Source organism: Limnohabitans sp. TEGF004 (assembly GCF_027924965.1).
Classification (GTDB): Bacteria; Pseudomonadota; Gammaproteobacteria; order Burkholderiales; family Burkholderiaceae_C; genus Limnohabitans.
Genome location: NZ_AP027056.1, coordinates 871839 through 896556 on the forward strand (window position 1 = coordinate 871839; position 24718 = coordinate 896556).

Consider the following 24718-nt stretch of genomic DNA (forward strand, 5'->3'; position numbering starts at 1 on the left):
AGTGTCCATGCGTCATTACGAAATCATTTTGTTGATCCACCCGGATCAAAGCGAACAAGTTCCAGCCATGCTGGAGCGTTACAAAGGCATGATCACCGCAGGTGGTGGTGCTATTCATCGTACGGAAGACTGGGGTCGCCGCCAGTTGGCCTACATGATCAACAAGCTTGCCAAAGCTCACTACATTTGCTTGAACATCGAAGCTAGCCAAGCTGTGATGTCTGAACTCGAACACGCGTTCAAGTTCAACGATGCTGTGTTGCGCCACATGACTGTCTTGCGTAAGAAGGCCGACACCGCGCCTTCCATCATGATGAAGACAGTCGAGCGCGAAGAAGCTCGCAAGAACCAGCAAGCTGAGTTCGCGGGCTAATTGCTGACTCATTACAAGGTTTGAACCACGTTGTTTTGAATGCTTGTGTTGTGGAGGCTTCGGCCCTGCGATACACCCCAGCCGGTTTACCCGCCATTGATTTGAGTCTCGAACACGAGTCTGAAATACAAGAAGCAGGGCAAAAGCGACAAGTCAAAGCAACCGTCAAAACAGTCGCCTTGGGATCTTTAGCTGAGCGTCTCGCTCAACTTCCCCTCGGTAGCCTTTGGCAGTTCAGCGGCTTTTTGGCCTCACCTCGTAACAGCAAAAACGTCGTTTTTCATATTCAAGATTTTCAGCAAATTTCATAGGAGGCCCAGATCATGGCCACATTCAAGAAATTCAACAAAGACAAGCGTCCAAAGCGCAACACGCAATCATTGCTTTTCAAGCGCAAGCGCTTCTGCCGCTTCACCGTCACTGGCGTTGAAGAAATCGACTACAAAGACGTCGACACATTGCGTGACTTCATTGCCGAAAACGGCAAGATCATTCCCGCACGCCTCACCGGCACACGCGCCATTTACCAACGTCAGCTGAACACTGCCATCAAGCGCGCGCGCTTCTTGGCCTTGGTGCCATACAGCGACCAGCACAAGATCTAAGGAGACCGACCATGCAAATTATTCTGCTCGACAAGGTCGTGAACCTCGGCAACCTCGGCGAAATCGTCCGTGTGAAAGATGGTTACGCCCGTAACTTTTTGATCCCATCAGGCCGCGCACGTCGCGCCACTGAGACAGCGATCAAAGAATTCGAAGTTCGCCGCGCTGAACTCGAAAAAGCTGCTGCTGAGAAATTGGCTGCTGCACAAGCTCAAGGCGAAAAATTGGCCGGCAAAGCCGTCAAGATCGGCCAAAAAGCCGGTGTGGATGGCCGCTTGTTTGGCTCTGTGACCAACCATGACATCGCTGAAGCGTTGACAAAAGAAGGTTTCGCAGTGGCCAAAGCCCAAATCCGCATGCCTCACGGCCCTATCAAGGTTGTGAGCGACAGCACCGTGGGTGTGGCGTTGCACACCGACGTGATCGTTGAGATCACTGTCTCTGTGTACGGCGAAGCTGCTTAAGCTTTTCTGCATCACATGAAGCCGCTCTTCGGAGCGGCTTTTTTATTTGTTCTTTGCATTTCCCCAGCTAACCCACCTCTTATCCACAGAGTTATCCCAAGCTTTGAACGCCTCTGGGCTTAGGATGTGTGTTTTACAGGATCACCATGTCAGCCGCCTCTAACAGCTTTGATGAGAGCTTCTCTCACGACCAGCAAATTGCACAACTGCGCATTCCGCCGCACTCTATCGAGGCCGAGTCCAGCGTTTTGGGCGGTTTGTTGCTGGACAACGGCGCTTGGGACCGGGTTGGCGACTTGTTGGTAGATGGTGACTTCTACCGCTACGAGCACAAGCAGGTGTATGCCGCCATTGGCGCCTTGGTGAACACCAGCCGTCCGGCTGACGTGATCACGGTGTATGAACACTTGCAAGCATTAGGCAAAGCCGAGGAAATCGGCGGCTTGGGTTACCTCAACGCTTTGGCGCAATACGTGCCGAGCGCCAGCAATATCCGACGTTATGCCGAAATCGTGCGCGAGCGTTCTATCCTGCGCAAGCTGGTGACGGCCAGCGATGAAATTGCCACCAACGCCTTCAACACGCAGGGCAGAGCGGTGGCCCAAATCTTGGATGAAGCTGAGCAAAAAATCTTCAACATCGGTGAAGAAGGCTCGCGCATGAAGCAAGGTTTTCAAGCCATGCCGCAGTTGGTAGTTGACTTGTTAGACCGTGTGCAGGAAATGGCGGACAGCCAGAGCGATATTACGGGTGTACCCACGGGCTTCATTGACTTTGACCGCATGACCTCAGGCTTGCAGCCCGGCGATTTGATTGTGTTGGCAGCGCGTCCATCCATGGGCAAAACAGCGTTGGCCATCAACATTGCCGAGCATGTGGCCTTGAACGAAGGCTTGCCCGTGGCGGTGTTCTCGATGGAAATGGGTGCCGCGCAGTTGGCGGTTCGTATCGTGGGTTCGATTGGCCGTGTGGACCAAGGCCACTTGCGCACGGGCAAGTTGAGCGATGACGAGTGGCCGCGTCTGACCGAGGCCATTGAGAAGTTACGCAATGTGTCGCTGCACATTGACGAAACACCAGGCTTGACCCCGAGTGAGCTGCGTGCCAACGCGCGTCGCTTGTCGCGTCAATGCGGCAAGCTTGGTCTCATCGTGGTCGACTATTTGCAGCTCATGAGCGGCTCTAGCAGCAGCGGTGGCGACAACCGTGCCACCGAGATTGGCGAAATTTCTCGTGGATTGAAAATGCTCGCCAAAGAGCTGCAATGCCCTGTGATCGCCTTGTCCCAGCTCAACCGAAGCGTGGAACAACGCACCGACAAACGTCCCATGATGAGTGACTTGCGTGAATCGGGTGCGATTGAGCAGGACGCGGACGTGATTATGTTCATTTACCGCGACGATTACTACAACAAAGAATCCAAAGAACCAGGCGTAGCCGAGGTCATCATCGGTAAGCAGCGTAACGGCCCCACTGGAACCGTCAAGCTGGCTTTCTTGAAGCCACTCACCAAGTTCGAAAGCTTGGCCAGTGGCTACAGCAGTGGTGGCGACTACTAGCTAGCTCTTAAGGCTTAAAGCACTTCACTGGCAAAGTCAGCCAAGCGTGAGCGCTCGCCACGGGCCAAGGTGATGTGGCCGCCATGTGGCCAACCTTTGAAACGGTCTACCGCATACGTCAGGCCCGATGAGCCTTCTGTCAGGTAAGGCGTGTCGATCTGTGCCAAGTTGCCCATGCACACAATCTTGGTCCCAGGACCTGCGCGCGTGATGAGCGTTTTCATTTGCTTGGGCGTCAAGTTCTGGGCTTCATCGATGATGAGGTACTTGTTCAAGAACGTGCGTCCACGCATGAAGTTCAAGCTCTTGATCTTGATGCGGCTGCGAATCAAATCATTGGTCGCGGCACGGCCCCAGTCGCCCGAGTTGGTGTCGGTCTTGGCCAGCACTTCAAGGTTGTCGTCTAAGGCGCCCATCCATGGACCCATTTTTTCTTCTTCGGTGCCGGGCAAGAAACCAATGTCTTCGCCCACGCTCACGGTGGCACGCGTCATGATGATTTCGGTGTAGCGACGGTCGTCCAATACTTGCGTCAGGCCTGCGGCCAAGGCCATCAAGGTCTTGCCGGTGCCTGCAGTGCCAGTGAGGGTGACGAAGTCAATTTCTGGATCGGTCAGCAAGTTCATCGCGAAGTTTTGTTCGCGGTTGCGGGTGGTCACGCCCCAGACGGCATTTTTGAGATGCGTGAAGTCTTTGAGCGTTTTCAACACCACGGTGTTGCCGCGAATTTCGGTCACACGGGCATAGAGACTTGGCTCACCGGCTGACTCGTAATACACAAACTGATTGATGTGCAGGTCGGGTACCAAAGGGCCGCTTAGGCGGTAGAAGGTGTGGCTGCCGCTTTGCCAGCTTTCCACCTCTTTGGCGTGCTTGAGCCAGAAGTCTTCGGGTAGGGCGATGGCGCCCGAGTAGAGGAGGTCACCGTCTTCCAGAGTCTTGTCGTTTTGGTAGTCCTCAGCGGCCAGACCCAAGGCGCGTGCTTTGACGCGCATGTTGATGTCTTTGGAGACCAACACCACTTCGCGCGGTGCGTGCTTGATGCGCAGGGCCTCGACCACTCCCAAAATTTGGTTGTCGGCTTTGCCTTGGGGCAGGCTAGAAGGCAGGGTGAAATCAAGCGGCTCGGTTTGGAAGAACAAACGGCCCCCCACTTGAATGTGGCCTGTGCCGTCAAGCTTAATGCCTGTCGTGATGTCTGCGCCGTGCGAAGCCACCAAAGCATCAAGCGAACGGCTGGTTTGGCGCGCGTTGCGCGCCACTTCGGTCATGCCTTTTTTGTGGCCATCGAGCTCTTCGAGCACGATCATGGGCAAGAACACATCGTGTTCTTCGAAGCGGAACAAGCACATCGGGTCATGCATCAACACATTGGTGTCGAGCACAAACAGCTTAGTAGGGCCTGTGTGTTTCTTTTTAGGAGCGGCTGCACGCGCGGGGGCGGCTGCTTTGCGCTCGCCTTTGTAGGCGGGCATGGGTTCGGATTTGCGTGCGGCGAGTGGCGCTTCTGGTGCTTTGGTGGGCACTGGTGCTTCGACTTCGTGGGTGTCACGGCGCGGTGCCGATTTGCGTGTGCTGCGCGATTTAGGCGCTGCGGCATCTAAGCCCTCGGTGTTCAACAAAGCGGCACGTTTGGCGGGGGCGGGAGGCAGTGGCATAGATGAAACTTAAAGAGTTGAAACGCAAAGAAAAAACCGGAATTTAGATTCAAAAAGCGAAAAAGCCGCCTGGAGGCCAAGGCGGCTTTTTGTTGGAAACGTGTTCGCTTCTGTCAATGTCATGGAGCCACTATAACCGAGCTCTGTGACAGTTTTAGCGGGGGTATTAAGCAGCGGCTGCAGCGGCTTTCTTCAAAGCCTTGACCGCTTTGAGCACTTCGTCCACATGGCCTGGCACTTTGAGGCCGCGCCACTCTTCTTTCAGCAAGCCATCAGCGCCCACCAAGAAGGTGCTGCGCTCAATGCCTTTGACTTTTTTGCCGTACATGATTTTGTTTTTCACAACGCCAAACATGTGGCACATTTTTTCTTCTGTGTCAGCAATCAGCTCAAAGGGCAGTTCGAGTTTGGTTTTGAATTCATCATGCGACTTCATGTTGTCGCGTGACACGCCAAACACCATGGCGCCAGCTTTGACGAAGTCTTTGTACTTGTCGCGGAACTGCATGGCCTCTGTGGTGCAGCCAGGTGTGTTGTCCTTTGGGTAAAAGTACAAGACCATCACTTGGCCGTTGTGCGAGGTGTTGCTTACCTTAATGCCGCCTGTGGCGTTGGCTTCAAATTCGGGGAGGGGTTTGTTGACAACAATTGCCATAGCGCTCAATCAGGTGTGACAGTTCAAACGGCCGGATGAAGGAGGCGACTGTCGAGACAGCCCCCTTCCGGCAACCCACTATTTTAACTTAGAAACCTAGGCTTGCATACGAATCAACGCATCAAGCAGATGCGCGGCGAAGCGTGTTCTTAATTCTTACTTGTAGAAGCTTCGATTAATAATGCCGCCGCTACTTTGCGGCCTTCGCCCGCCAAGATGTTGTAAGTGCGGCAAGCCGCTTGTGTATCCATGGTCTCTAGACCTAAGCGGCGCTGCATCAAGCCCACTTGCCATTCGGGCTTGGGGAAACGCAAACGTTCACCGCTGCCAAAGATCACCAACTCCACATCTAACTCGGCCAGTTGTGCGAAGTGTTGTGGGCCTAAATCTTCAAAACTTTGGCAATCCCAATCGAGGCGCAGCCCCTCGGAGGTGATCAGCACACTGTGCGCGATTTTTTCGCCTTGGATGGCAATCCATCCTGGGCCATAGGCGGTGACGGACTGGGTCTCGATGCGATCGGGTTGTAATTTCATAAATGCCTTGAGATCTGTGGTCAAATTATAGGTTTCACCCTGTAAAAGAGCCCTCGGAGGGACTTTGAAGAAGATCCAAAAATCCAACAAGCTGTCCAACGTCTGTTATGACATTCGCGGTCCCATCATGGACCGAGCGCGTCAAATGGAGGAGGAAGGCCACAAGATCATCAAACTCAACATCGGCAACTTGGCCGTGTTTGGCTTTGATGCGCCTGAAGAAATTCAGCAAGACATGATCCGCAACCTGCCCACCTCGGCGGGTTACTCGGACAGCAAAGGCATTTTTGGCGCCCGCAAAGCGGTGATGCACGAGACGCAAAAGCAAGGCATCAAAGGCGTCACGCTCGATGACATTTACTTGGGCAATGGCGCGAGTGAACTCATCGTCATGGCCACCAACGGCTTGCTGAATAACGGCGACGAGTTGCTGTTGCCTGCGCCCGACTATCCGTTGTGGACTGCAGCGGTCAGCTTGTCTGGCGGCACACCCGTGCACTATGTGTGTGACGAAGCGAATGGTTGGATGCCTGACATCGAAGACATTCGTTCGAAGATCACCAAGAACACCAAGGGTATTGTGGTCATTAACCCCAACAACCCAACGGGTGCTTTGTATTCAGACGAATTGCTGATGCAAATCGTCGACCTCGCACGCAAGCATGGCTTGATCATTTTTGCCGACGAGGTGTACGACAAAGTTTTGTACGACGGCGTCAAACACACGCCGCTTGGCAGCTTGAGCGAAGACGTGTTGACGCTCACCTTCAACTCGCTGTCCAAGAGCTACCGCTCATGCGGCTATCGCGCGGGTTGGCTGGTGGTGTCGGGTGACAAAAAGCCTGCAGCCGATTACATCGAGGGCCTCAACATGCTCTCGAACATGCGCTTGTGTGCCAACGTGCCAGGCCAGTGGGCCATTCAAACCGCCTTGGGCGGCTACCAAAGCATCAACGATTTGGTGGGCGAGGGCGGCCGTTTGCGCAAGCAACGTGACTTGGCCTATGAACTCATTACCGCCATTCCTGGCGTGACATGCGTGAAGCCGCAAGCCGCGCTGTACATGTTCCCGCGCTTGGATCCCAAGGTGTACCCCATCAAAGATGACCAACAGTTTTTCTTAGAGTTGCTCCAAGAAACCAAGGTCATGTTGGTGCAGGGCACGGGCTTTAACTGGAAGACCACGGACCACTTCCGTATCGTGTTCTTGCCCCACGAAGACGACTTGCGTGAGGCCATCTCACGCATCGCAAAATTCTTAGAAAACTACCGAAACAGAAAAGCATGAAACCGATTCAAGTTGGCCTCTTAGGCATTGGCACTGTGGGCAGCGGCACTTACGAAGTGCTCAAACGCAATCAAGAAGAAATCCAACGTCGCGCCGGTCGCGGCATTGAAGTCACGATGGTGGCTGACCTCGATGTGGCACGTGCCAAAAGCATCGTGGGTGTGAATGTGCAAGTGGTGGACGATGCGCGCAAGATCATTGCCAACCCAGATATCGACATCGTGGTCGAACTCATTGGTGGCTACGGCATCGCCAAACAACTCGTGCTCGAAGCCATCGAAGCGGGTAAGCATGTGGTGACAGCCAACAAGGCATTGCTCGCCGTGCACGGCACAGAAATCTTCGCCGCCGCCCACAAAAAGGGCGTGATGGTGGCGTTTGAAGCTGCAGTTGCTGGCGGTATTCCCATCATCAAAGCTTTGCGCGAAGGCCTGACGGCCAACCGCATTCAGTGGCTGGCCGGCATCATCAACGGCACGACCAACTTCATCTTGTCGGAGATGCGCGACAAGGGTTTGACCTTTGACGACGTGCTCAAGCAAGCGCAAGCCTTGGGCTATGCCGAAGCTGACCCGACCTTCGACATCGAAGGTGTGGACGCCGCGCACAAAGCCACGCTCATGTCGGCCATTGCGTTTGGCGTACCTGTGCAGTTTGACAAGGCCTATGTCGAAGGCATCACCAAGCTCGAATCACAAGACATCAAGTACGCCGAACAACTCGGTTACCGCATCAAGCTCTTGGGTATTTCCAAGCGCACCGCTGCAGGCATTGAGCTGCGCGTGCATCCTTGCTTGGTGCCCGCCAAGCGTTTGATTGCCAACGTTGAAGGTGCGATGAATGCGGTGATGGTGCACGCTGACGCCGTGGGCACCACGCTGTATTACGGCAAAGGCGCTGGCAGCGAGCCCACTGCCAGCGCGGTGATCGCCGACTTGGTGGACATCACACGTTTGCATACCGCAGACCCACTCAACCGAGTGCCGCATTTGGCCTTCCAGCCAGACGCGATGAGCAACTTGCCGATTCTGCCAATGGCCCAAGTGGTCACCAGCTACTACCTGCGTTTGCGCGTGGCCGATCAAGCGGGTGTGCTCGCCAAGGTCACAGGTATTTTGGCCAACGCCGACATCAGCATTGATGCCGTGTTGCAGCGCGAAGCCGGTGAGGGCGAGAGCCACACCGACCTCATCATCTTGACCCACGATTGCGTGGAAGCCAAGATGAATGAAGCCCTTGCTGAAATGCAAAAGCTGACCACCGTGTTGGCCCCGATCACCCGCATCCGCAAAGAAGAGTTGAACTGATGCTGTATTTGTCCACGCGCGGCCATGCCGAGCGCAAGCGTTTTTGTGAAATCCTCCTCGAGGGCTTGGCCCCCGATGGTGGTTTGTATTTGCCCGAGCACTACCCACAGGTGGACGATGCAGCGCTCACGCGTTTGCGCAACACGTTCAACACACAAGGCTACGCAGCATTGGCATTTGAAGTGCTGTCGCTCTACATCGACGACATTCCTGCGGCTGACTTAAAAGCCTTGTGCGCCAAGACCTACACCAAAGAGGTTTACGGCACCGAGGCCATCGTGCCTCTGCGCAAGTTAGAAGACGGCTTGTGGGTCGAGGCTTTGTCCAACGGACCAACGCTCGCGTTCAAAGACATGGCCATGCAACTGCTGGGCAACTTGTTTGAATACGAGTTGGCACGCCGTGGCGAAGAATTGAACATTTTTGGCGCGACCAGTGGCGACACTGGCAGCGCGGCCGAATACGCCATGCGTGGCAAAAAAGGTGTGCGCGTGTTCATGACCAGCCCACACGGCCGCATGAGCCCGTTCCAACAAGCGCAAATGTTCAGCTTGATGGATGAGAACATCCACAACATCGCCATCGAAGGCGTGTTTGACGATTGCCAAGACTTGGTCAAGGCCGTGTCCAACGATTTGGACTTCAAAACCAAATACAAAATTGGCACGGTCAACTCCATCAACTGGGCGCGTTTGTTGGCCCAAGTGGTGTACTATTTCGCAGGCTATTTCCAAGCGACCACCGCCAACAGCCAAAAGGTGAGCTTCACTGTGCCGAGTGGCAACTTTGGAAACGTCTGCGCAGGCCATGTGGCCCGCATGATGGGCTTGCCTGTGGACACCTTGGTGGCTGCCACCAACGAAAACGATGTGCTCGACGAGTTCTTCCGCACCGGCGTGTACCGCGTGCGCGGAAGTGCTGACACGCACGAAACCTCTAGCCCATCGATGGATATTTCCAAGGCCAGCAACTTCGAACGCTTTGTGTTCGATTTACTCGGTCGCGACGCGGCGCTCACCAAAGACTTGTTTGGACCACAAATCTCGAAGAACGGCAAGTTCGACCTGAGTGGCAATCCACACTTTGCAGAAGCAGCAGCGCGTTACGGTTTTGCCAGCGGCAAGAGCACACATGCCAACCGATTGGCCACCATCCAAGACGTGCACAAACGCTTTGGCGAGATGATCGACACGCACACCGCCGACGGCGTGAAAGTGGCGCGTGAACACATCAAGGCTGGCGTGCCGATGATCGTGCTGGAAACTGCTTTGCCCATCAAATTTGCGGCCACCATCGTGGAAGCCTTGGGCCAAGAGCCCCATCGGCCGGCCAAGTTTGAAGGCATCGAAGCCTTGCCTAAGCGCGTGCAGGTGATGAAGGCAGATGTGGCGCAAATTAAGGCGTACATCACCCAGCATTGCGACCACGCATGAAAGTCGTCGCCTTTGCTGGTTACTCCGGCTCAGGAAAAACCACTTTGGTGGAGCAGCTGATTGGCTGTATGCGCATGAAAGGTTTGCGCGTGTCTGTGGTCAAACACGCGCATCACAACTTTGACATCGACAAGCCCGGCAAAGACAGCTGGCGTCACCGCGAAGCAGGCGCGTTTGAGGTGCTGGTGGCATCGAACCAACGCTTGGTATTGCAGCGTCAGTTTGAACAACCTGCGCAGCTCTCGGTGCACCACCTGTTGGCCGAGGTGTACGACGGCGTCGATTGGGTCTTGGTCGAGGGCTTTAAGAAAAGCGATTTGCTCAAGGTTGAGGTTTGGCGTAAAGCGTCTGAGCAGCCTGTGCGTTACCCGCATGATGACTTTGTGGTGGCCATTGCCACTGATTCACCGCAAGACATGCCAGAGGCCACGCAGCGTCCTGTGCTTGATTTGAATGACCCCTATGCCATCACCGAATGGTTGGTGGCCAACGAAGACCGTTTCGAATACAACCCACCTTTGCTATGACCCGTCCTGCTTTGCTTTCACTCGATGACGCGTTGCCGCAATTGCTGGCGCAAGCTGTTGCATTGCCTCGCGTAGAAACCGTGTCGACGTTTGAGGCCGATGGTCGCGTGCTCGTACAAGACGTGGTTGCCGCCTTGCAAGTGCCCCCGCAAGACAACAGTTCGATGGATGGTTATGCCGTGCGTGCGTCTGATTGCGCGCAAGCAGATGCTGTGTCGCGCGTGACGCAACGCATTCCCGCTGGCACACACGGCACGCAGCTCAATGCGGGTGAGGCTGCCCGTATCTTCACCGGCGCACCCATCCCGCCTGGTGCTGATGCTGTGGTCATGCAAGAGGACTGCGAAGCCTTAGAGGGCGATCAAGTCAAGGTGAGCAAGGCTGTGCCGGCAGGACAGTGGATTCGCCGCTCGGGCGAAGACGTCACACGCGGTGCGACGGTGCTGAGTAAGGGTACACGCTTGACACCCGCTGAGTTGGGCTTGGCCGCCAGCATTGGATTGGCTCAGTTGCAGGTGTCCGCACGCCCGCGTGTGGCGTTGTTCTCCACGGGTGATGAGTTGGTCATGCCTGGCGATGTAGCCCCTGAGGCTATGCCCGCTGGTGCAATTTACAACTCCAACCGTTTTTTCTTGCGCGCCATGTTGCAGCGCTTGGGCTGCGAGGTGACTGACCTTGGCATCGTGCCCGACAAACGCGAGGCCACCATCGCCGCTTTGCGCGATGCGGCCCAGCACCATGATTTGATTCTCACCAGCGGCGGCGTGTCGGTGGGCGAAGAAGACCACATCAAACCTGCTGTGGAAAGCTTGGGCGAATTGAACCTGTGGCAACTGGCCATCAAACCTGGCAAACCCTTTGCCTATGGCAAGGTGAACCGTGATGCTGATAGTGATGACTGCCACTTCATGGGCTTGCCCGGCAACCCAGTGTCCAGCTTTGTCACCTTCTTGTTGTTGGTGCGTCCGTTTGTGTTGGCTCTGCAAGGCGTCACGAAGACCGACATCGCACGCACTGAAATAACAGCGCACTTCGATTGGCCCCGGGCTGACAAACGCCGCGAGTTTTTGCGTGTCAAACGCAATGCCCAAGGTGGTCTCGATTTGTTCCCGAACCAAAGCTCCGGTGTGCTCACCTCGGCGGTGTGGGGCGATGGCGTGGTGGATAACCCTGCTGGTCAAACCATTGCCAAAGGCGATACCGTTCGCTTTATTTCCTTTGCGGAGTGGCTGGCATGAGCGTGACCTACAGCGTGAACCTCAAGTACTTTGCGTCCATTCGCGAAGCCATTGGGCAGGGCAGCGAAAGCGTGAGCACACAAGCCGCCACGCTCAAAGCTTTGCGTGATGAACTGATTGCTCGCGGTGGCGCTTACGCCGAAGTGCTGGCCCATGGCCGCGCCGTGCGCATGGCCTTAAACCAAGATCTGTGCGAAGACACGGCTATGTTGAGCGAAGGCTGCGAAGTGGCCTTCTTCCCGCCCGTCACCGGCGGTTAACGCAGAAGGCAAACCATGTCCTTCACCGTCAGCATCCAAACCCAAGACTTTGATGTGAGCCAAGAGCTTGCCGCCTTGCGTACGGGCGATGCGCGGGTGGGGGCGGTGTGCTCGTTTTTAGGTACAGTGCGCGAGCGCAATGACGGCAGCTCGGTCGCCAGCATGGAGCTAGAGCATTACCCCGGCATGACCGAGAAGTCCATCTCGGCCATGATGGACGAAGCCAAGAAACGCTTTGACATCTTTGCTGCGCGTGTGATCCACCGCGTGGGTTTGTTGCACCCAGAAGATCAAATCGTCTTCGTGGCGGTGACCTCTGCCCACCGCGGCGAGAGCTTCAAGGCTTGCGAGTTTTTGATGGACTACCTCAAAACCCAAGCGCCATTTTGGAAAAAAGAAGTCACGCCCGAAGGCGCACGCTGGGTCGATGCCCGTGTGAGTGACGACCAAGCCTTGGCTCGTTGGGGCATACAAGCCAGCAATACCGTCGCGCCTTAACGGTGTGCGCCACCGCACGGACAAAGGCGTGGGCGAATGGTTGAATCTGCGGTGCTTTGATCCACGTCAAAGCCGACTGTTCTAGGCCCACTTGAAATAGCGGCCAGTAGCCTCAAATACTGACTAATTCAACAAATAACTCGGAGTTTCCATGCGTATTGACAAACTCACCACCAAGTTTCAAGAAGCTTTGGGCGATGCCCAGTCGCTCGCCCTCGGGGGCGACCACGCCTACATCGAGCCGTCCCATGTGTTGGTCGCCATGCTGCGCCAAGACGATGGCCCTAAATCCCTGTTGCAGCGCGCGGGTGCCAATGTGTCGGGCTTGCTGTCCTCAGCCGAAGACGCGATGAACCGATTGCCCAAAGTCGAAGGCCAAGAGCAGGTGCAAGTGGGGCGCGACACCGTGTCCTTGATTCAGGCCGCTGAAAAAGAAGCCATCAAACGCGGCGACCAGTTTGTAGCCAGCGAATTGTTCTTGTTGGCCATGTGCGACAACAAAGGCAACTGGGGCAAGCTCGCCACGCAAAACGGCCTAAATCGTAAATCGCTAGAGGCCGCGGTCACAGCCGTGCGCGGTGGCCAAAAAGTGGACAACGCCGAGAGCGAAGGCCAACGCGAATCGCTCAAAAAATACTGCATGGACCTGACTGAGCGTGCGCGGCTTGGCAAGCTCGATCCCGTGATTGGCCGTGACGATGAAATTCGCCGTGCCATTCAAGTGCTGCAACGTCGCAGCAAAAACAACCCCGTGCTCATCGGTGAGCCAGGCGTGGGCAAGACCGCGATTGTCGAGGGCTTGGCACAGCGCATCGTGGCAGGCGAGGTGCCTGATTCGCTCAAAGGCAAACGCGTGTTGTCGCTCGACATGGCCTCATTGCTGGCCGGCGCGAAATACCGTGGTGAGTTTGAAGAGCGCTTGAAAAGTGTGCTCAAAGAATTGGCGCAAGACGAAGGCCAAACCATTGTGTTCATCGACGAGCTCCACACCATGGTGGGTGCTGGCAAGGCCGAAGGCGCGATGGACGCAGGCAACATGCTCAAACCCGCTTTGGCGCGTGGCGAGCTGCACTGCGTGGGCGCGACCACCTTGGATGAATACCGCAAGTACATCGAAAAAGATGCAGCTTTAGAGCGTCGTTTTCAAAAAATCATCGTGGGCGAACCTTCGGTCGAAGCCACCATTGCCATTTTGCGTGGCTTGCAAGAGAAGTACGAAGTGCACCATGGGGTAGAGATCACCGATCCCGCCATCGTGGCAGCGGCCGAGTTGAGCCACCGCTACATCACCGACCGCTTCTTGCCCGACAAAGCGATTGACTTGATTGACGAGGCAGCCGCCAAAATCAAAATTGAAATCGACTCTAAGCCCGAGGTAATGGACAAGCTCGACCGCCGCCTGATTCAGCTCAAGATTGAGCGCGAAGCCGTGCGCAAAGAAAAAGACGAAGCGTCTAAGAAGCGCATGGAGCTGCTCGAAGAAGAGATTGAAAAGATTGGCAAAGAGTACGCCGATCTGGACGAGATTTGGAAGGCCGAAAAATCATCTGCCCACGGCGGTGCGCAACTCAAAGAAGAGATTGACCGTTTGCGTCATCAAATTGAAGAGCTCACGCGCAAGGGCGAGTTCAACAAAGTAGCCGAGTTGCAATACGGCAAATTACCCGAGCTTGAAAAGCGCATGAAGGAAGCCAACGCGCGCGAAAGCGGCAAGGCCAATGCGGCAGGCGGTAACCGCTTGCTGCGCACGCAAGTGGGTGCTGAAGAAATTGCAGAAGTGGTGGCGCGTGCCACAGGCATCCCTGTGTCCAAGCTGATGCAAGGCGAGCGCGACAAGCTCTTGCAAATGGAAGACAAGTTGCATGACCGTGTGGTGGGCCAAGAAGAGGCCATCACGGCGGTGGCCAACGCCATTCGCCGCTCGCGTGCTGGTTTGGGTGACCCCAATCGTCCGACAGGCTCGTTCTTGTTCCTTGGCCCAACCGGTGTGGGTAAAACTGAGCTGTGCAAGGCTTTGGCCGGCTTCTTGTTTGACAGCGAAGACCACATGATTCGCATCGACATGAGCGAGTTCATGGAGAAGCATTCGGTCAGCCGCTTGGTGGGTGCGCCCCCTGGCTATGTGGGCTACGACGAGGGCGGCTATTTGACCGAAGCCGTGCGCCGCAACCCCTACAGCGTGTTGCTGCTGGACGAGGTGGAGAAGGCTCATCCTGATGTGTTCAACATCTTGCTGCAAGTGCTTGACGACGGCCGTTTGACCGATGGCCAAGGCCGTACGGTGGACTTTAAAAACACCGTCATCGTTATGACCTCTAACATCGGCTCGCCCATCATCCAAAGCATGGTGGGGCAAGACCCGCAAGACATCAAAGATGCGGTGTGGGATGAACTCAAGTCGCACTTCCGTCCTGAGTTCTTGAACCGCATTGACGAGACCGTGGTGTTCCACGCTTTGGATGCCGAGCACATCACCAGCATTGCGGGCATTCAGCTCAAAATCTTGGGTGCACGATTGACCAAGATGGACTTGACCTTGGATGTGTCACTCGCCGCATTGGCCGAGCTGGCCAAGGTGGGCTTTGACCCCGTGTTTGGTGCGCGTCCGTTGAAGCGTGCCATTCAACAGCGCATTGAGAACCCGTTGTCGAAGTTGCTGCTGGAGGGCAAGTTCTTGCCCAAAGACACGATTGCGGTCAACGTCGATCCCGTGCGTGCGCCCGGCGAGTTTGCCTTCACCAAAGCCGAGGTTTGACACTCGGCAGCTAAGTGGGCTTGCCCCTTGTCGGGTCAGGGGGCTTGTCCCTCAGTCGACCGCGTTCATCAAGCGCAGCAGTTAGGATGTTTCATCCCACACTGCTGCGCTTTTTTTATGACTTCCTTAAACCCCGCATCCAACCCTTGGCGCGATGATGCTGCCGTCATTGGCTTGGTGGGCGTTGCACACGCCAGCTCGCACTTCTCGCACCTGTTGTTGCCCCTCATGTTCCCGGTGTTCATCAGCACGTTTGGCTTGAGCTATTCGGAGCTTGGGTTTTTGATGACGGTGTTTTTTGTCGTCTCGGGGATCGGCCAAGCCTCAGCGGGTTTTGTGGTGGACCGTTTGGGTGCACGCCCCGTGTTGTTTGTTGCGTTGTTGTTGATGGCCGCAGGCTGTTTGGTCGTGTCGGTAGCTGACAGCTATGTGGGGCTGATGTTGGGCGCTGCGTTGCTAGGGCTGGGCAACTGTTCGTTTCATCCGGTGGACTTCACCATCCTCAACCAAAAAGTGTCCGCGCCTCGCTTGGGCTATGCCTTCAGCGCACACGGGCTAACGGGTAATTTGGGCTGGGCACTGGCGCCCGTGTTCATGGTGGGCTTGAGTGCAGCGTTTGATTGGCGCACGGCCTATGTGTGTGCTGCCCTCTTGTTTGTTGCGATCTTGGCAGTGTTGCTGTGGCAGCGTGATTTACTACACGCTGATGTGGTGAGCCACAAGCCCACGGCGGGAGACGCCAGTACTTTGGACTTTTTAAAAATCCCCGTGGTGTGGTGGTGCTTTGGTTTTTTCTTGCTCTCCACCATGACCCTGGCCGTGGTGCAAAGCTTTGCTGTGTCAATTTTGCAAGCACTGCACCACGTCACCTTTGAAGCGGCCACCTTCACCTTGACGGCGTACATGCTGTGCGCCGCAGCTGGCATGTTTGTAGGCGGCTTTGTGGCTGCACGTTGGCCTCGCCAAAGTGACAAGGTGGTGGCAGGCTGCATGACAGCAGGTGCCATTTGTATGGCCTTGTGTGGCAGTGGGTGGTTGAGTGCAGAACTCACCATGGTCATCTTGGCCGCCACGGGTTTGGCCATTGGCGTTGGCGGTCCATCGCGTGACATGATGATCAAGAAAGCCACGCCCAAGGGAGCCACAGGTCGCGTGTATGGCATGGTGTATTCGGGGTTGGACACGGGCTTTGCCATTTCACCATTGATCTTTGGTGTCTTCATGGATCACGGCTGGTACGGTGCCACCTTGCTAGGCGCCGCTGTGGTGTTGATGCTCAGTGTGGGCGTGGCGCTGGGGGTGGGGCGCAGAACTGCGCATGTCTGATTGACATGTACAGGCCATAAAAAAGGGACCGTGAGGTCCCTTTTTCATTGAGGCAGAGTCTGAATTACTTCAGGTGCTTGCCGATCAAGCCAGCCAATTCAAACATGGTGACTTGGGCTTTGCCAAACACTTGCTTGAGCTTGTCGTCAGCGTTGATGTTGCGCTTGTTGACTTTGTCTTGCAGACCGTGCTTTTTGATGTACGTCCACATTTTGCTCACGACTTCAGTGCGTGGCACTGCAGTGTTACCGATCACAGCAGCCAATGCGGCGCTAGGTGTGAGGGCTTTCATGAACGCAGCATTGGGCGTGCGCTTCTTTGCAGGTGCTTTTTTGGCCGCAGCTTTTTTAGCTGGGGCTTTCTTGGCGACAACCTTTTTAGCAGCAACTTTTTTGGCTACTGGCTTTTTAGCGGGGGCAGCTTTCTTCGCTGGGGCTTTTTTAGCAACTACTTTTTTAGCGGCAGGCTTCTTAGCCGCTACTTTTTTAGCAGGTGCAGCTTTTTTCGCCGCTACTTTTTTAGCAGGTGCAGCTTTTTTCGCTGCTACTTTTTTAGCTGGAGCAGCTTTCTTTGCTGCCACTTTTTTAGCCGGAGCTTTTTTTGCAGTTGCCATGGTTGATTTCCTTCTAGAAGTTTTTGTTTGCAAGCCTTAGAGATATCGCTCTAGAGCAATGCGGATGCTAATTGAGAACGCACGTCTTTCCAAGCTAAAAACAACTTTTTCATTGGAGGATGTTGTTTTTTGCGAGGGGTTGTCATGACATGCCCAGTGTGTCTGTGCCAGCGACGCATGTTCTGAATCAGGACTGTGCTGTCGCGCTTGCTCATATTTGAAAAATCATTTCATATTGCAATATATAGATATGCTGCGGTGCAATATTTTTTCTTGATATGAGAAATCAAGTTCCACAATGCAGAATAAGTTCAGTAACATATTGATTTGATTGAATAAAAATAAATTCTTATATAAGACATAAGACGCGAATCAAGTCTTCTATAAGACTTATAGTCGATCCATCGATAACCACTTAACTTTCTGGAGCGAACCATGCCTCAATCACTGAACGAACAACTCAGCCGCGAACAACAAATCGCCGCCCTCGAAAAAGACTGGGCGACCAACCCACGCTGGAAAGGCGTGAAGCGTGGTTACTCTGCTGCTGACGTCGTGCGCTTGCGCGGCAGCATGCCTATCGAGCACACACTTGCCAAGCGCGGTGCAGAAAAGCTCTGGGAAAAAGTCAACGGTGGCGCCAAGAAAGGCTACGTCAACGCATTCGGCGCGATCTCTGCTGGTCAAGCCATGCAACAAGCCAAAGCTGGCTTGGAAGCTGTGTACTTGTCAGGCTGGCAAGTTGCTGCTGACGGCAACACATCTGAAACCATGTACCCAGACCAATCGCTCTACGCGTACGACTCTGTGCCAACCATGGTTCGCCGCATCAACAACACATTCAAACGCGCTGACGAAATTCAATGGGGCCGTGGCATCAACCCAGGCGACAAAGAATTCATCGACTACTTCTTGCCAATCGTGGCTGACGCTGAAGCCGGTTTCGGTGGCGTGCTGAACGCTTTCGAATTGATGAAGAACATGATCACTGCTGGCGCTGCTGGCGTTCACTTCGAAGACCAATTGGCTGCTGTGAAGAAATGCGGTCACATGGGCGGCAAAGTGTTGGTGCCAACACAAGAAGCTTGCGAGAAATTGATCTCTGCACGTTTCGCTGCTGACGTCATGGGTACATCCACCATCGTGTTGGCACGTACCGATGCTGAAGCTGCTAACTTGATCACTTCTGACCACGACGCCAACGACAAGCCATTCTTGACAGGCGAGCGTACTCAAGAAGGTTTCTACCGCGTCAAAAACGGTTTGGAACAAGCCATCAGCCGCGGCGTTGCATACGCTCCTTACGCTGACTTGGTGTGGTGCGAAACAGGCGTGCCAGATATCGGCTTCGCTCGCGAATTCGCACAAGCTGTGCACGCTGCATGCCCAGGCAAGCTGTTGTCTTACAACTGCTCACCTTCTTTCAACTGGAAGAAGAACCTCAACGACAGCCAAATCGCTTCGTTCCAAGAAGACTTGTCAGCATTGGGTTACAAATACCAGTTCATCACATTGGCTGGTATCCACATCAACTGGTACAACACCTTCCAGTTTGCCAATGCATACGCCAACGGCGAAGGCATGAAGCACTACGTCAACATGGTGCAAGAGCCTGAGTTCGCAGCGCGCGACAAGGGTTACACCTTCGTGTCACACCAACAAGAAGTGGGCGCAGGCTACTTCGACGACGTCACTACCGTGATTCAAGGCGGTTCATCTTCTGTGAAAGCCCTCACAGGTTCTACTGAAGAAGAACAGTTCCACTAAGCACTTCAATTGAGAGATGGTCTGTAAGGGCTGTCTCTTGGATTGAACAAGGTTTGAGACCACTCAGCGTGAAAGCGTTGGGTGGTTTTTTCTTGGGTAAAGTGTTTGTGATTAAATTTGTCAGATCAACATTAATTTATCTTGGTCCTTATGAAAATACTTCTCCAACTAGCTTTTTCAATATTCCTCGGGCTCGCTTCAACGACAGCCAGATCGCAAGCGTTAGATGTCGAGACGATTCAAATTGATCTTGGCCGTGAGTATGGACTTTTCAGCAAGTCACCTGCAGTGCTGAGGGCGATATCCGCGAATGTTGAAAATACAAAACCAAAAACCGCAGTCCTGTTTTTTACAGGATGGCCAGGGATTCTTTGGATACCTGAAAAACTTGATCCTCAAAGATTTCTAAAAGCCGCAAGCAGAAGCGGCTTGTATGCTTTTACCAAGATTGATTTTTTCCCCTCTAAAGGCGTGACCTTTGTAGCTGTAGATTGCCCAACAGATCAGTGGGGTAGTAGCGTTAGATCTGCTGATCCTTTTGGCTGTAGTGACACTTACCGTTCATCAGAGCAGCACGCCGCAGACATCTCTCAATTAATCAAACATCTGAAAGATCAAAAAGGAATTGAGCGAGTTTTCATTTGGGGCCACAGTTACGGAAGCGTATCTTCACGCTGGCTAGCTACCCGATTGGGTGACCAAATTCAAGGAAGCATTCATTCCGCTTCTATGTCTATTTCGGGTGGTGGGCGATTTTTTGATTACGGTCGCTCCATTAAACAGATGGATATGAGTAAGGCGAGTGCGCCTTGGGTTTTCGTTCACAACGAATCTGACGCCTGTGCTGGTACCGCCTATGCACCGATACAAGCGATTGCAGGAAAAAATCTCATCACAGTTCGAGGCGGTATTCCTGAAGGGGACCCATGTAGAGCAGGTCACTATCACTCTTACCAAGGACGGGAGCTTGATGCTTTGGAAGCTATAGCAGATTGGATGATGACAGGCAAGATTGCTGAGTTTGTTGGTAATCCGTGAATGCCAGCATCGCTCAAGAATACAGAGCGGTATTCGCATCTATCGCAAGAGACGCTTTCTGCTGCGGCTGATTCAGTGGCTCAAGCTATAGATGTGAACTGGGACCCTGTGGGGGCTCGTAGTTAGGAAACCCCAGCTCACTTACACAATTGGTGAGCTGGGTTTTTTTGATTAGCCGCGAGTCAAATACACCTTAACAAAGCTGCTTTTCAGCGTGGCAGCTTTTGTGGGGAGTACCTCTTTTTCACCGCGGAGAGCCGATTGCTGAAGGCTGTCTAAGTTCGCTCGAATGGCTTTAATTTCAGGGTCATTGGCAACTTCTTCAACGGCCTTCAGTTTGCCAGACACTTCTTCATACAGTGTCGTTGTTTTGCTGGCATCTTTGTGTTCAGCAGCTTCAAGAATAAGCTCCATTGCATCGTGGAAATCAATCAATGCGATAGATAGCATTGAAAAACCATTGCGTTTAAAAAGTTCTTGAAAAACAGGACGAACCTTCTCAAGGTCTAGGTGTGCTTGGTGTAAGTCACCAGTGCGAACTAAAACTTCAACGTCACGAAGAATGGTGCTGACAGTTTTTAGATCACTATCGAATTGCTTATCTGTTTTTAATGCAAATGGTCGATAGTTCGCGTATTTAAGTTGGAACTCAGAATAGGCTGGAGCCCATTTTTCATAGTTGGCGATTGCTGATGAGCGCTCGCCTTTGCCTGTCAAAAATAGCGTTTGCTTGTAATGGTTGTTCATTTGATTGAAGTCTTCAAGGAAGTTCTTCTTTGTGAACCAAGCGCTTGCATACGCAGCACTACAAACAATGAGTGCTAAAACGAGCCATGCTTTCGTGCTGACCGACGATGCAGCATTTGTTTTGCAATGTACCAATCGATATAGTGGGCAGAAGCTGAAGACTGCGCTAACAAGCATGATTGCACCTGCGATGTAGCTAGCGATCATCCATGGCTGTGCTAGCCAGAAGAATGACATGACGATGAACATTGTGCCAATTGCGATTCGAATGAATTGATCTAATTTACCGACGTTCTTCATTTTTTGATCCTTCTAAGTTTTTATATTAAAGCATGCTTATATTTATATTGCTTCCTCTTGAACGAGGCTTTACCTTGGCTTAACAAAGCGCAGGGGCGTTGGAAACGTGTTGATAATTTTTCCCCTCCATCCTTCCCCCAACTTCTACCGATGAAAATTTGGTGGGAGGTCACCCCTAACGAGTTTTGGTGCCCCCGATCTGGAAAATCAGCTCTGTTTCTGGTGTGACTTTGGGATGCCGGTGCGTGGTGTCCTTTTAGTGCCGCCGTTTTATCCCTAAGCTAATGAAACTATTAGAGTTTTCAACTGGCTCGGAAGGATCAACACGTTCCAGTTCGCCAATGCCTACGCTAACGGCGAAGGCATGAAGCACTACGTCAACATGGTGCAAGAGCCTGAATTCGCAGCACGCGACAAGGGTTACACCTTCGTGTCACACCAACAAGAAGTGGGCGCAGGCTACTTCGACGACGTGACTACTGTGATCCAAGGCGGTTCATCTTCTGTGAAAGCCCTCACAGGTTCTACTGAAGAAAAACAGTTCCACCAAGCACGTCAATGAAGAGATGGCCTGAGAAGGCTGTCTCTTGGTTTAAATAGGGCTTGAGACCACTCAGCGCGCGAGCGTTGGGTGGTTTTTTATTCAGACGGTCAGCGCTTGCATTTGTAGACCGCAAATATCTGCTTGCCAAATTCTGGTGTGGCGTCTTTCACCAGCGTGTCGCCGCCTAATTCCACCGCATTGTTTTGCCCAAGCTGCAGCAAGTTGGCCTCTACGGCATCCGCGTCGCGGTTGTAGATGCCCACTTTGGTGACGACAATTACATTGACTTTGCCAAGTGACTGACAGTGTGTCACTTGATTGGTCTTCATCAGCAATACGCGTTCAGAGCCCGCGGCTGGTTTGAGGAAGCTGTTGGCGCACCCCATCAACAAGGATGTCGAGATGATGCAGCCACTGAGAAGCTTCAACTTCGTTGTGCATATTCCTGCATTGAGTGTCATGTGGTGAATAGCCTCTTATTTTGAATTAATGTGCATATCAATTGGTGCTAACAGCATCCATGGCTCAACGCCTAAAGTTTCGGCGAGGCGTTCGATATTAGCCAACGACACGTTCCAAACACTTCGCTCGACCGCTGACACATAAGTTCTGTCGAGATCGCAGGAGAGGGCTAATTTTTCTTGCGACCATCCTTTTTCAACCCGCAGCGTCCGGATATGCCATGCAAGTACTCCGCGGAGGTCATTTTTCGCGGGTTTCTTTTTGGGAGGAGTTGGTTTGGCTGACACCCTAGAAGCATCCCAATATGCTAAGCTTGCATCTACGGAGTTTGCTTCTCAAATGAAGGTGTCCGTTTAAAACGAAATGAACTTTTTAAAGAATTTGGAAAAAATATGAAAAATACATACCTTTTTTTGTTGGTAGTTGTTGCGTCATTGATCGGTTGCGCGTCACCAACGGTTGTTCAGAGCATGAAACCTGGTGACGCGGGTTTGTCTTGTGCTCAATTGCAAAATGAATACTCAGATGCAGATCGCTTCAAAAAAGAAGCAGAGGGCGAAAAGGGCGTAACGGGTGGTAACGCAGCGCGCTTGCTGTTTTGGCCAGCCATCATCGGCACATATATGAATGCAAACGAAGCGATTGCAGCGGCAGAAAACCGTAAGGTTAATTTGGCTAATTTGATGAATCAAAAGAGTTGCCAAGTACCTGGTTCGTACCAAAGTCAAAAGTGAGAAATTTTTTGTAACCTGCATCTGTGAGGCTCAGCGCTAAAATCATTGCTTGGCGTTTAGGCACTCATTCCAAGCGCGGCCTTTGCCGCGCTTTTTTCATTGAAAACACATGGTTCAAATTACTCTTCCCGACGGTTCGCAACGTGAATTTCCAGGCCCCGTGACCGTGGCCGAGGTGGCCGCATCGATTGGCGCTGGTTTGGCCAAGGCTGCATTGGCAGGCAAGGTCGATGGCAAGGTGGTGGACACCAGCTACACGATGAGCAGCAACGCGAGCTTGGCCATCATCACAGCCAAAGACGCTGAAGGCTTGGAGGTGATTCGTCACTCCACCGCCCATTTGTTGGCCTATGCGGTGAAGGAGCTGTTCCCCGAGGCGCAAGTCACCATTGGCCCTGTTATTGACGACGGATTCTTTTACGACTTTTCATTCACGCGTGGCTTCACGCCTGAAGACTTGGCCGCCATTGAAAAGCGCATGACCGAGTTGACGAACAAAGACGAGGCCGTGGTCCGTCGTGTGTTGCCGCGCGACGAAGCCGTGGCTTATTTCAAGGGCTTGGGCGAGCACTACAAAGCAGAAATCATTGCCAGCATTCCTAGCAACGAAGACGTGAGCTTGTACCGCGAAGGCAATTTTGAAGATCTGTGCCGTGGACCACACGTGCCCAGCACTGGCAAGCTCAAGCATTTCAAGCTGATGAAAGTGGCTGGTGCCTACTGGCGCGGCGACAGCAAAAACGAAATGCTGCAACGTATCTACGGCACAGCTTGGGCCAGCAAAGACGATTTGCAGCTCTATCTCAAGCGCCTCGAAGAGGCTGAGAAGCGCGACCATCGCAAGCTGGGTCGCGAACTTGATTTGTTTCACATCGACGAACACGCCCCTGGTTTGGTGTTCTGGCACCCCAAGGGTTGGAGCGTGTGGCAGACCATCGAGCAGTACATGCGCCAGGTTTACCGTGACAACGGTTACCTTGAAGTCAAAGGCCCGCAAATCATTGACAAGTCGCTGTGGGAAAAAACTGGTCACTGGGACAAGTACCGCGACAACATGTTCACCACCGAGTCTGAAAAGCGTGACTACGCTCTGAAGCCGATGAACTGTCCTGGCCACATCTTGATCTTTAAGCAAGGCATCAAGAGCTACCGCGACCTGCCACTGCGCTACGGCGAGTTTGGCCAATGTCACCGCAACGAGCCATCGGGCGGCTTGCACGGCATCATGCGTGTGCGTGGTTTCACGCAGGATGATGGCCACATCTTCTGTACCGAAGACCAAATCTTGCCTGAGTGCGACACCTTCACCAAGGTGCTCAAGAAGGTCTACGAAGATTTTGGCTTCACCAACATTTTGTACAAAGTCTCGACCCGTCCGGCAGCCCGCATTGGTTCAGACGAGTTGTGGGATAAGGCCGAAAAGGCATTGATGGACAGCTTGACGGCGTCGGGTTGCGAGTACGTCATCTCTGAAGGCGATGGCGCTTTCTATGGCCCCAAGATTGAATACACCCTGAAAGATGCGATTGGCCGTGAGTGGCAGTGCGGCACGATTCAGGTCGACTTCAACCTGTCAGAGCGCTTGGATGCCGAGTACACAGCTGAAGACGGCTCACGTCAACGCCCCGTCATCTTGCACCGCGCCATCGTGGGCAGCATGGAGCGTTTCATTGGAATTTTGATCGAACAGCACGCTGGCGCCTTGCCCACTTGGCTGGCGCCAACCCAAGTGGCGGTGCTCAATATCACCGATTCACAAGCTGAATATTGCAAAGAAGTTGCGAAAACACTGCGAAATCAAGGGCTTAGGGTCGATTTAGACCTCCGCAACGAGAAAATCACGTATAAAATACGTGAGCATTCAATGCAAAAGCTTCCCTACATCTTGGTCGTAGGCGACAAAGAGAAGGAAGCTGGCGCCGTCGCAGTGCGCGCCCGAGGCAACCAAGACCTCGGTGTGATGTCCCTCGAAGCCTTCTCCCAAAAGATTGCCTCTGACATCTCTCTCAAAAGCTAATTTCATTTAGGAAT

25 protein-coding genes and 1 pseudogene are annotated in these 24718 nt (G+C 53.4%); 19 read left to right on the plus strand and 7 right to left on the minus strand.

What is annotated here, in order from left to right:
- The first annotated feature begins 7 nt into the window (after window positions 1-7).
- The 5 genes from rpsF to dnaB all read left to right on the plus strand — a co-directional run bounded on the left by rpsF (window position 8) and on the right by dnaB (window position 3001).
- On the plus strand, window positions 8-373 hold the full coding sequence (gene rpsF, locus LINBF2_RS04395) for a 30S ribosomal protein S6 (RefSeq protein ID WP_104799310.1): 366 nt from the start codon (window positions 8-10) through the stop codon (window positions 371-373).
- Between the two features lie 20 nt (window positions 374-393).
- Complete coding sequence (gene priB, locus LINBF2_RS04400; protein WP_104799311.1) at window positions 394-684, plus strand: primosomal replication protein N; 291 nt, start codon at window positions 394-396, stop codon at window positions 682-684.
- Between the two features lie 12 nt (window positions 685-696).
- Window positions 697-978: a 30S ribosomal protein S18 gene (gene rpsR / locus LINBF2_RS04405; protein ID WP_044397946.1), complete on the plus strand. Its 282-nt coding sequence runs from the start codon at window positions 697-699 to the stop codon at window positions 976-978.
- A gap of 11 nt (window positions 979-989) precedes the next feature.
- The gene (rplI, locus tag LINBF2_RS04410; protein ID WP_104799312.1) at window positions 990-1442 is read left to right on the plus strand and encodes a 50S ribosomal protein L9; all 453 of its coding nucleotides are present in this window, start codon (window positions 990-992) and stop codon (window positions 1440-1442) included.
- Between the two features lie 146 nt (window positions 1443-1588).
- Window positions 1589-3001 (plus strand): replicative DNA helicase, encoded by a 1413-nt coding sequence (gene dnaB / locus LINBF2_RS04415; RefSeq protein ID WP_281890721.1) that lies wholly within the window; start codon window positions 1589-1591, stop codon window positions 2999-3001.
- Between the two features lie 14 nt (window positions 3002-3015).
- On the opposite strand, the gene LINBF2_RS04420 is transcribed toward dnaB, so the two are convergent.
- From LINBF2_RS04420 to LINBF2_RS04430, 3 genes are all read right to left on the minus strand, one after another.
- Window positions 3016-4659 carry a PhoH family protein gene (locus tag LINBF2_RS04420; RefSeq protein ID WP_281890723.1) on the minus strand — a complete coding sequence of 548 codons (1644 nt, stop codon included), beginning with the start codon at window positions 4657-4659 and terminating at the stop codon, window positions 3016-3018.
- A gap of 166 nt (window positions 4660-4825) precedes the next feature.
- Complete coding sequence (locus LINBF2_RS04425; RefSeq protein ID WP_281890725.1) at window positions 4826-5314, minus strand: peroxiredoxin; 489 nt, start codon at window positions 5312-5314, stop codon at window positions 4826-4828.
- 149 nt (window positions 5315-5463) lie between these two features.
- On the minus strand, window positions 5464-5850 hold the full coding sequence (locus LINBF2_RS04430; protein ID WP_281890727.1) for an Mth938-like domain-containing protein: 387 nt from the start codon (window positions 5848-5850) through the stop codon (window positions 5464-5466).
- A 64-nt stretch (window positions 5851-5914) separates the two neighbouring features.
- Between LINBF2_RS04430 and LINBF2_RS04435 the strand changes: the two genes are divergently transcribed.
- The 9 genes from LINBF2_RS04435 (at window position 5915) to LINBF2_RS04475 (ending at window position 16482) form a co-directional block, all read left to right on the plus strand.
- On the plus strand, window positions 5915-7138 hold the full coding sequence (locus LINBF2_RS04435) for a pyridoxal phosphate-dependent aminotransferase (protein WP_281890729.1): 1224 nt from the start codon (window positions 5915-5917) through the stop codon (window positions 7136-7138).
- Complete coding sequence (locus LINBF2_RS04440) at window positions 7135-8445, plus strand: homoserine dehydrogenase (protein ID WP_281890731.1); 1311 nt, start codon at window positions 7135-7137, stop codon at window positions 8443-8445. The genes LINBF2_RS04435 and LINBF2_RS04440 overlap by 4 nt, the downstream gene beginning before the upstream one ends.
- The gene (gene thrC, locus LINBF2_RS04445; protein ID WP_281890733.1) at window positions 8445-9878 is read left to right on the plus strand and encodes a threonine synthase; all 1434 of its coding nucleotides are present in this window, start codon (window positions 8445-8447) and stop codon (window positions 9876-9878) included. Before LINBF2_RS04440 ends, thrC begins: the two co-directional genes overlap by 1 nt.
- Window positions 9875-10405, plus strand: coding sequence for a molybdopterin-guanine dinucleotide biosynthesis protein B (gene mobB, locus LINBF2_RS04450; RefSeq protein ID WP_281890735.1), 531 nt, complete (start codon window positions 9875-9877; stop codon window positions 10403-10405). The genes thrC and mobB overlap by 4 nt, the downstream gene beginning before the upstream one ends.
- Window positions 10402-11643 carry a gephyrin-like molybdotransferase Glp gene (glp, locus tag LINBF2_RS04455; RefSeq protein WP_281890736.1) on the plus strand — a complete coding sequence of 414 codons (1242 nt, stop codon included), beginning with the start codon at window positions 10402-10404 and terminating at the stop codon, window positions 11641-11643. The genes mobB and glp overlap by 4 nt, the downstream gene beginning before the upstream one ends.
- A complete protein-coding gene (gene moaD / locus LINBF2_RS04460; protein WP_281890738.1) occupies window positions 11640-11903 on the plus strand; it encodes a molybdopterin converting factor subunit 1 in 264 nt (87 codons plus the stop codon). The genes glp and moaD overlap by 4 nt, the downstream gene beginning before the upstream one ends.
- A gap of 15 nt (window positions 11904-11918) precedes the next feature.
- Window positions 11919-12401 (plus strand): molybdopterin synthase catalytic subunit MoaE, encoded by a 483-nt coding sequence (moaE, locus tag LINBF2_RS04465; protein ID WP_281890740.1) that lies wholly within the window; start codon window positions 11919-11921, stop codon window positions 12399-12401.
- 151 nt (window positions 12402-12552) lie between these two features.
- On the plus strand, window positions 12553-15156 hold the full coding sequence (gene clpB / locus LINBF2_RS04470) for an ATP-dependent chaperone ClpB (protein WP_281890742.1): 2604 nt from the start codon (window positions 12553-12555) through the stop codon (window positions 15154-15156).
- 117 nt (window positions 15157-15273) lie between these two features.
- On the plus strand, window positions 15274-16482 hold the full coding sequence (locus tag LINBF2_RS04475) for an MFS transporter (protein WP_281890745.1): 1209 nt from the start codon (window positions 15274-15276) through the stop codon (window positions 16480-16482).
- Between the two features lie 64 nt (window positions 16483-16546).
- Here the strand turns inward: LINBF2_RS04475 and LINBF2_RS04480 are convergent, their stop codons facing one another.
- The gene (locus tag LINBF2_RS04480; RefSeq protein ID WP_281890747.1) at window positions 16547-17095 is read right to left on the minus strand and encodes an SWIB/MDM2 domain-containing protein; all 549 of its coding nucleotides are present in this window, start codon (window positions 17093-17095) and stop codon (window positions 16547-16549) included.
- A gap of 435 nt (window positions 17096-17530) precedes the next feature.
- On the opposite strand from LINBF2_RS04480, the gene aceA reads away from it, so the two are divergent.
- Complete coding sequence (gene aceA / locus LINBF2_RS04485; RefSeq protein WP_281890749.1) at window positions 17531-18862, plus strand: isocitrate lyase; 1332 nt, start codon at window positions 17531-17533, stop codon at window positions 18860-18862.
- A 150-nt stretch (window positions 18863-19012) separates the two neighbouring features.
- On the plus strand, window positions 19013-19900 hold the full coding sequence (locus LINBF2_RS04490) for an alpha/beta hydrolase (RefSeq protein WP_281890752.1): 888 nt from the start codon (window positions 19013-19015) through the stop codon (window positions 19898-19900).
- Window positions 19901-20071: 171 nt separating this feature from the next.
- On the opposite strand, the gene LINBF2_RS04495 is transcribed toward LINBF2_RS04490, so the two are convergent.
- The gene (locus LINBF2_RS04495) at window positions 20072-20947 is read right to left on the minus strand and encodes a DUF2892 domain-containing protein (RefSeq protein WP_281890753.1); all 876 of its coding nucleotides are present in this window, start codon (window positions 20945-20947) and stop codon (window positions 20072-20074) included.
- Between the two features lie 322 nt (window positions 20948-21269).
- Here LINBF2_RS04495 and LINBF2_RS04500 point away from each other — a divergent pair.
- Window positions 21270-21509 (plus strand): annotated as a pseudogene (locus tag LINBF2_RS04500) (isocitrate lyase); the annotation flags it as partial.
- Between the two features lie 89 nt (window positions 21510-21598).
- Here LINBF2_RS04500 and LINBF2_RS04505 read toward each other — a convergent pair.
- Window positions 21599-21952, minus strand: a complete 354-nt coding sequence (locus LINBF2_RS04505; protein ID WP_281890755.1) for a DUF4156 domain-containing protein — start codon at window positions 21950-21952, stop codon at window positions 21599-21601.
- 15 nt (window positions 21953-21967) lie between these two features.
- Entirely contained in the window at window positions 21968-22240 is a 273-nt protein-coding gene (locus LINBF2_RS04510; protein ID WP_281789763.1) for a helix-turn-helix transcriptional regulator, read from the minus strand.
- A gap of 105 nt (window positions 22241-22345) precedes the next feature.
- On the opposite strand from LINBF2_RS04510, the gene LINBF2_RS04515 reads away from it, so the two are divergent.
- Window positions 22346-22687, plus strand: coding sequence for a hypothetical protein (locus LINBF2_RS04515; RefSeq protein WP_281789764.1), 342 nt, complete (start codon window positions 22346-22348; stop codon window positions 22685-22687).
- Between the two features lie 109 nt (window positions 22688-22796).
- Complete coding sequence (gene thrS / locus LINBF2_RS04520) at window positions 22797-24704, plus strand: threonine--tRNA ligase (protein ID WP_281890756.1); 1908 nt, start codon at window positions 22797-22799, stop codon at window positions 24702-24704.
- The last annotated feature ends 14 nt before the right edge of the window (window positions 24705-24718 follow it).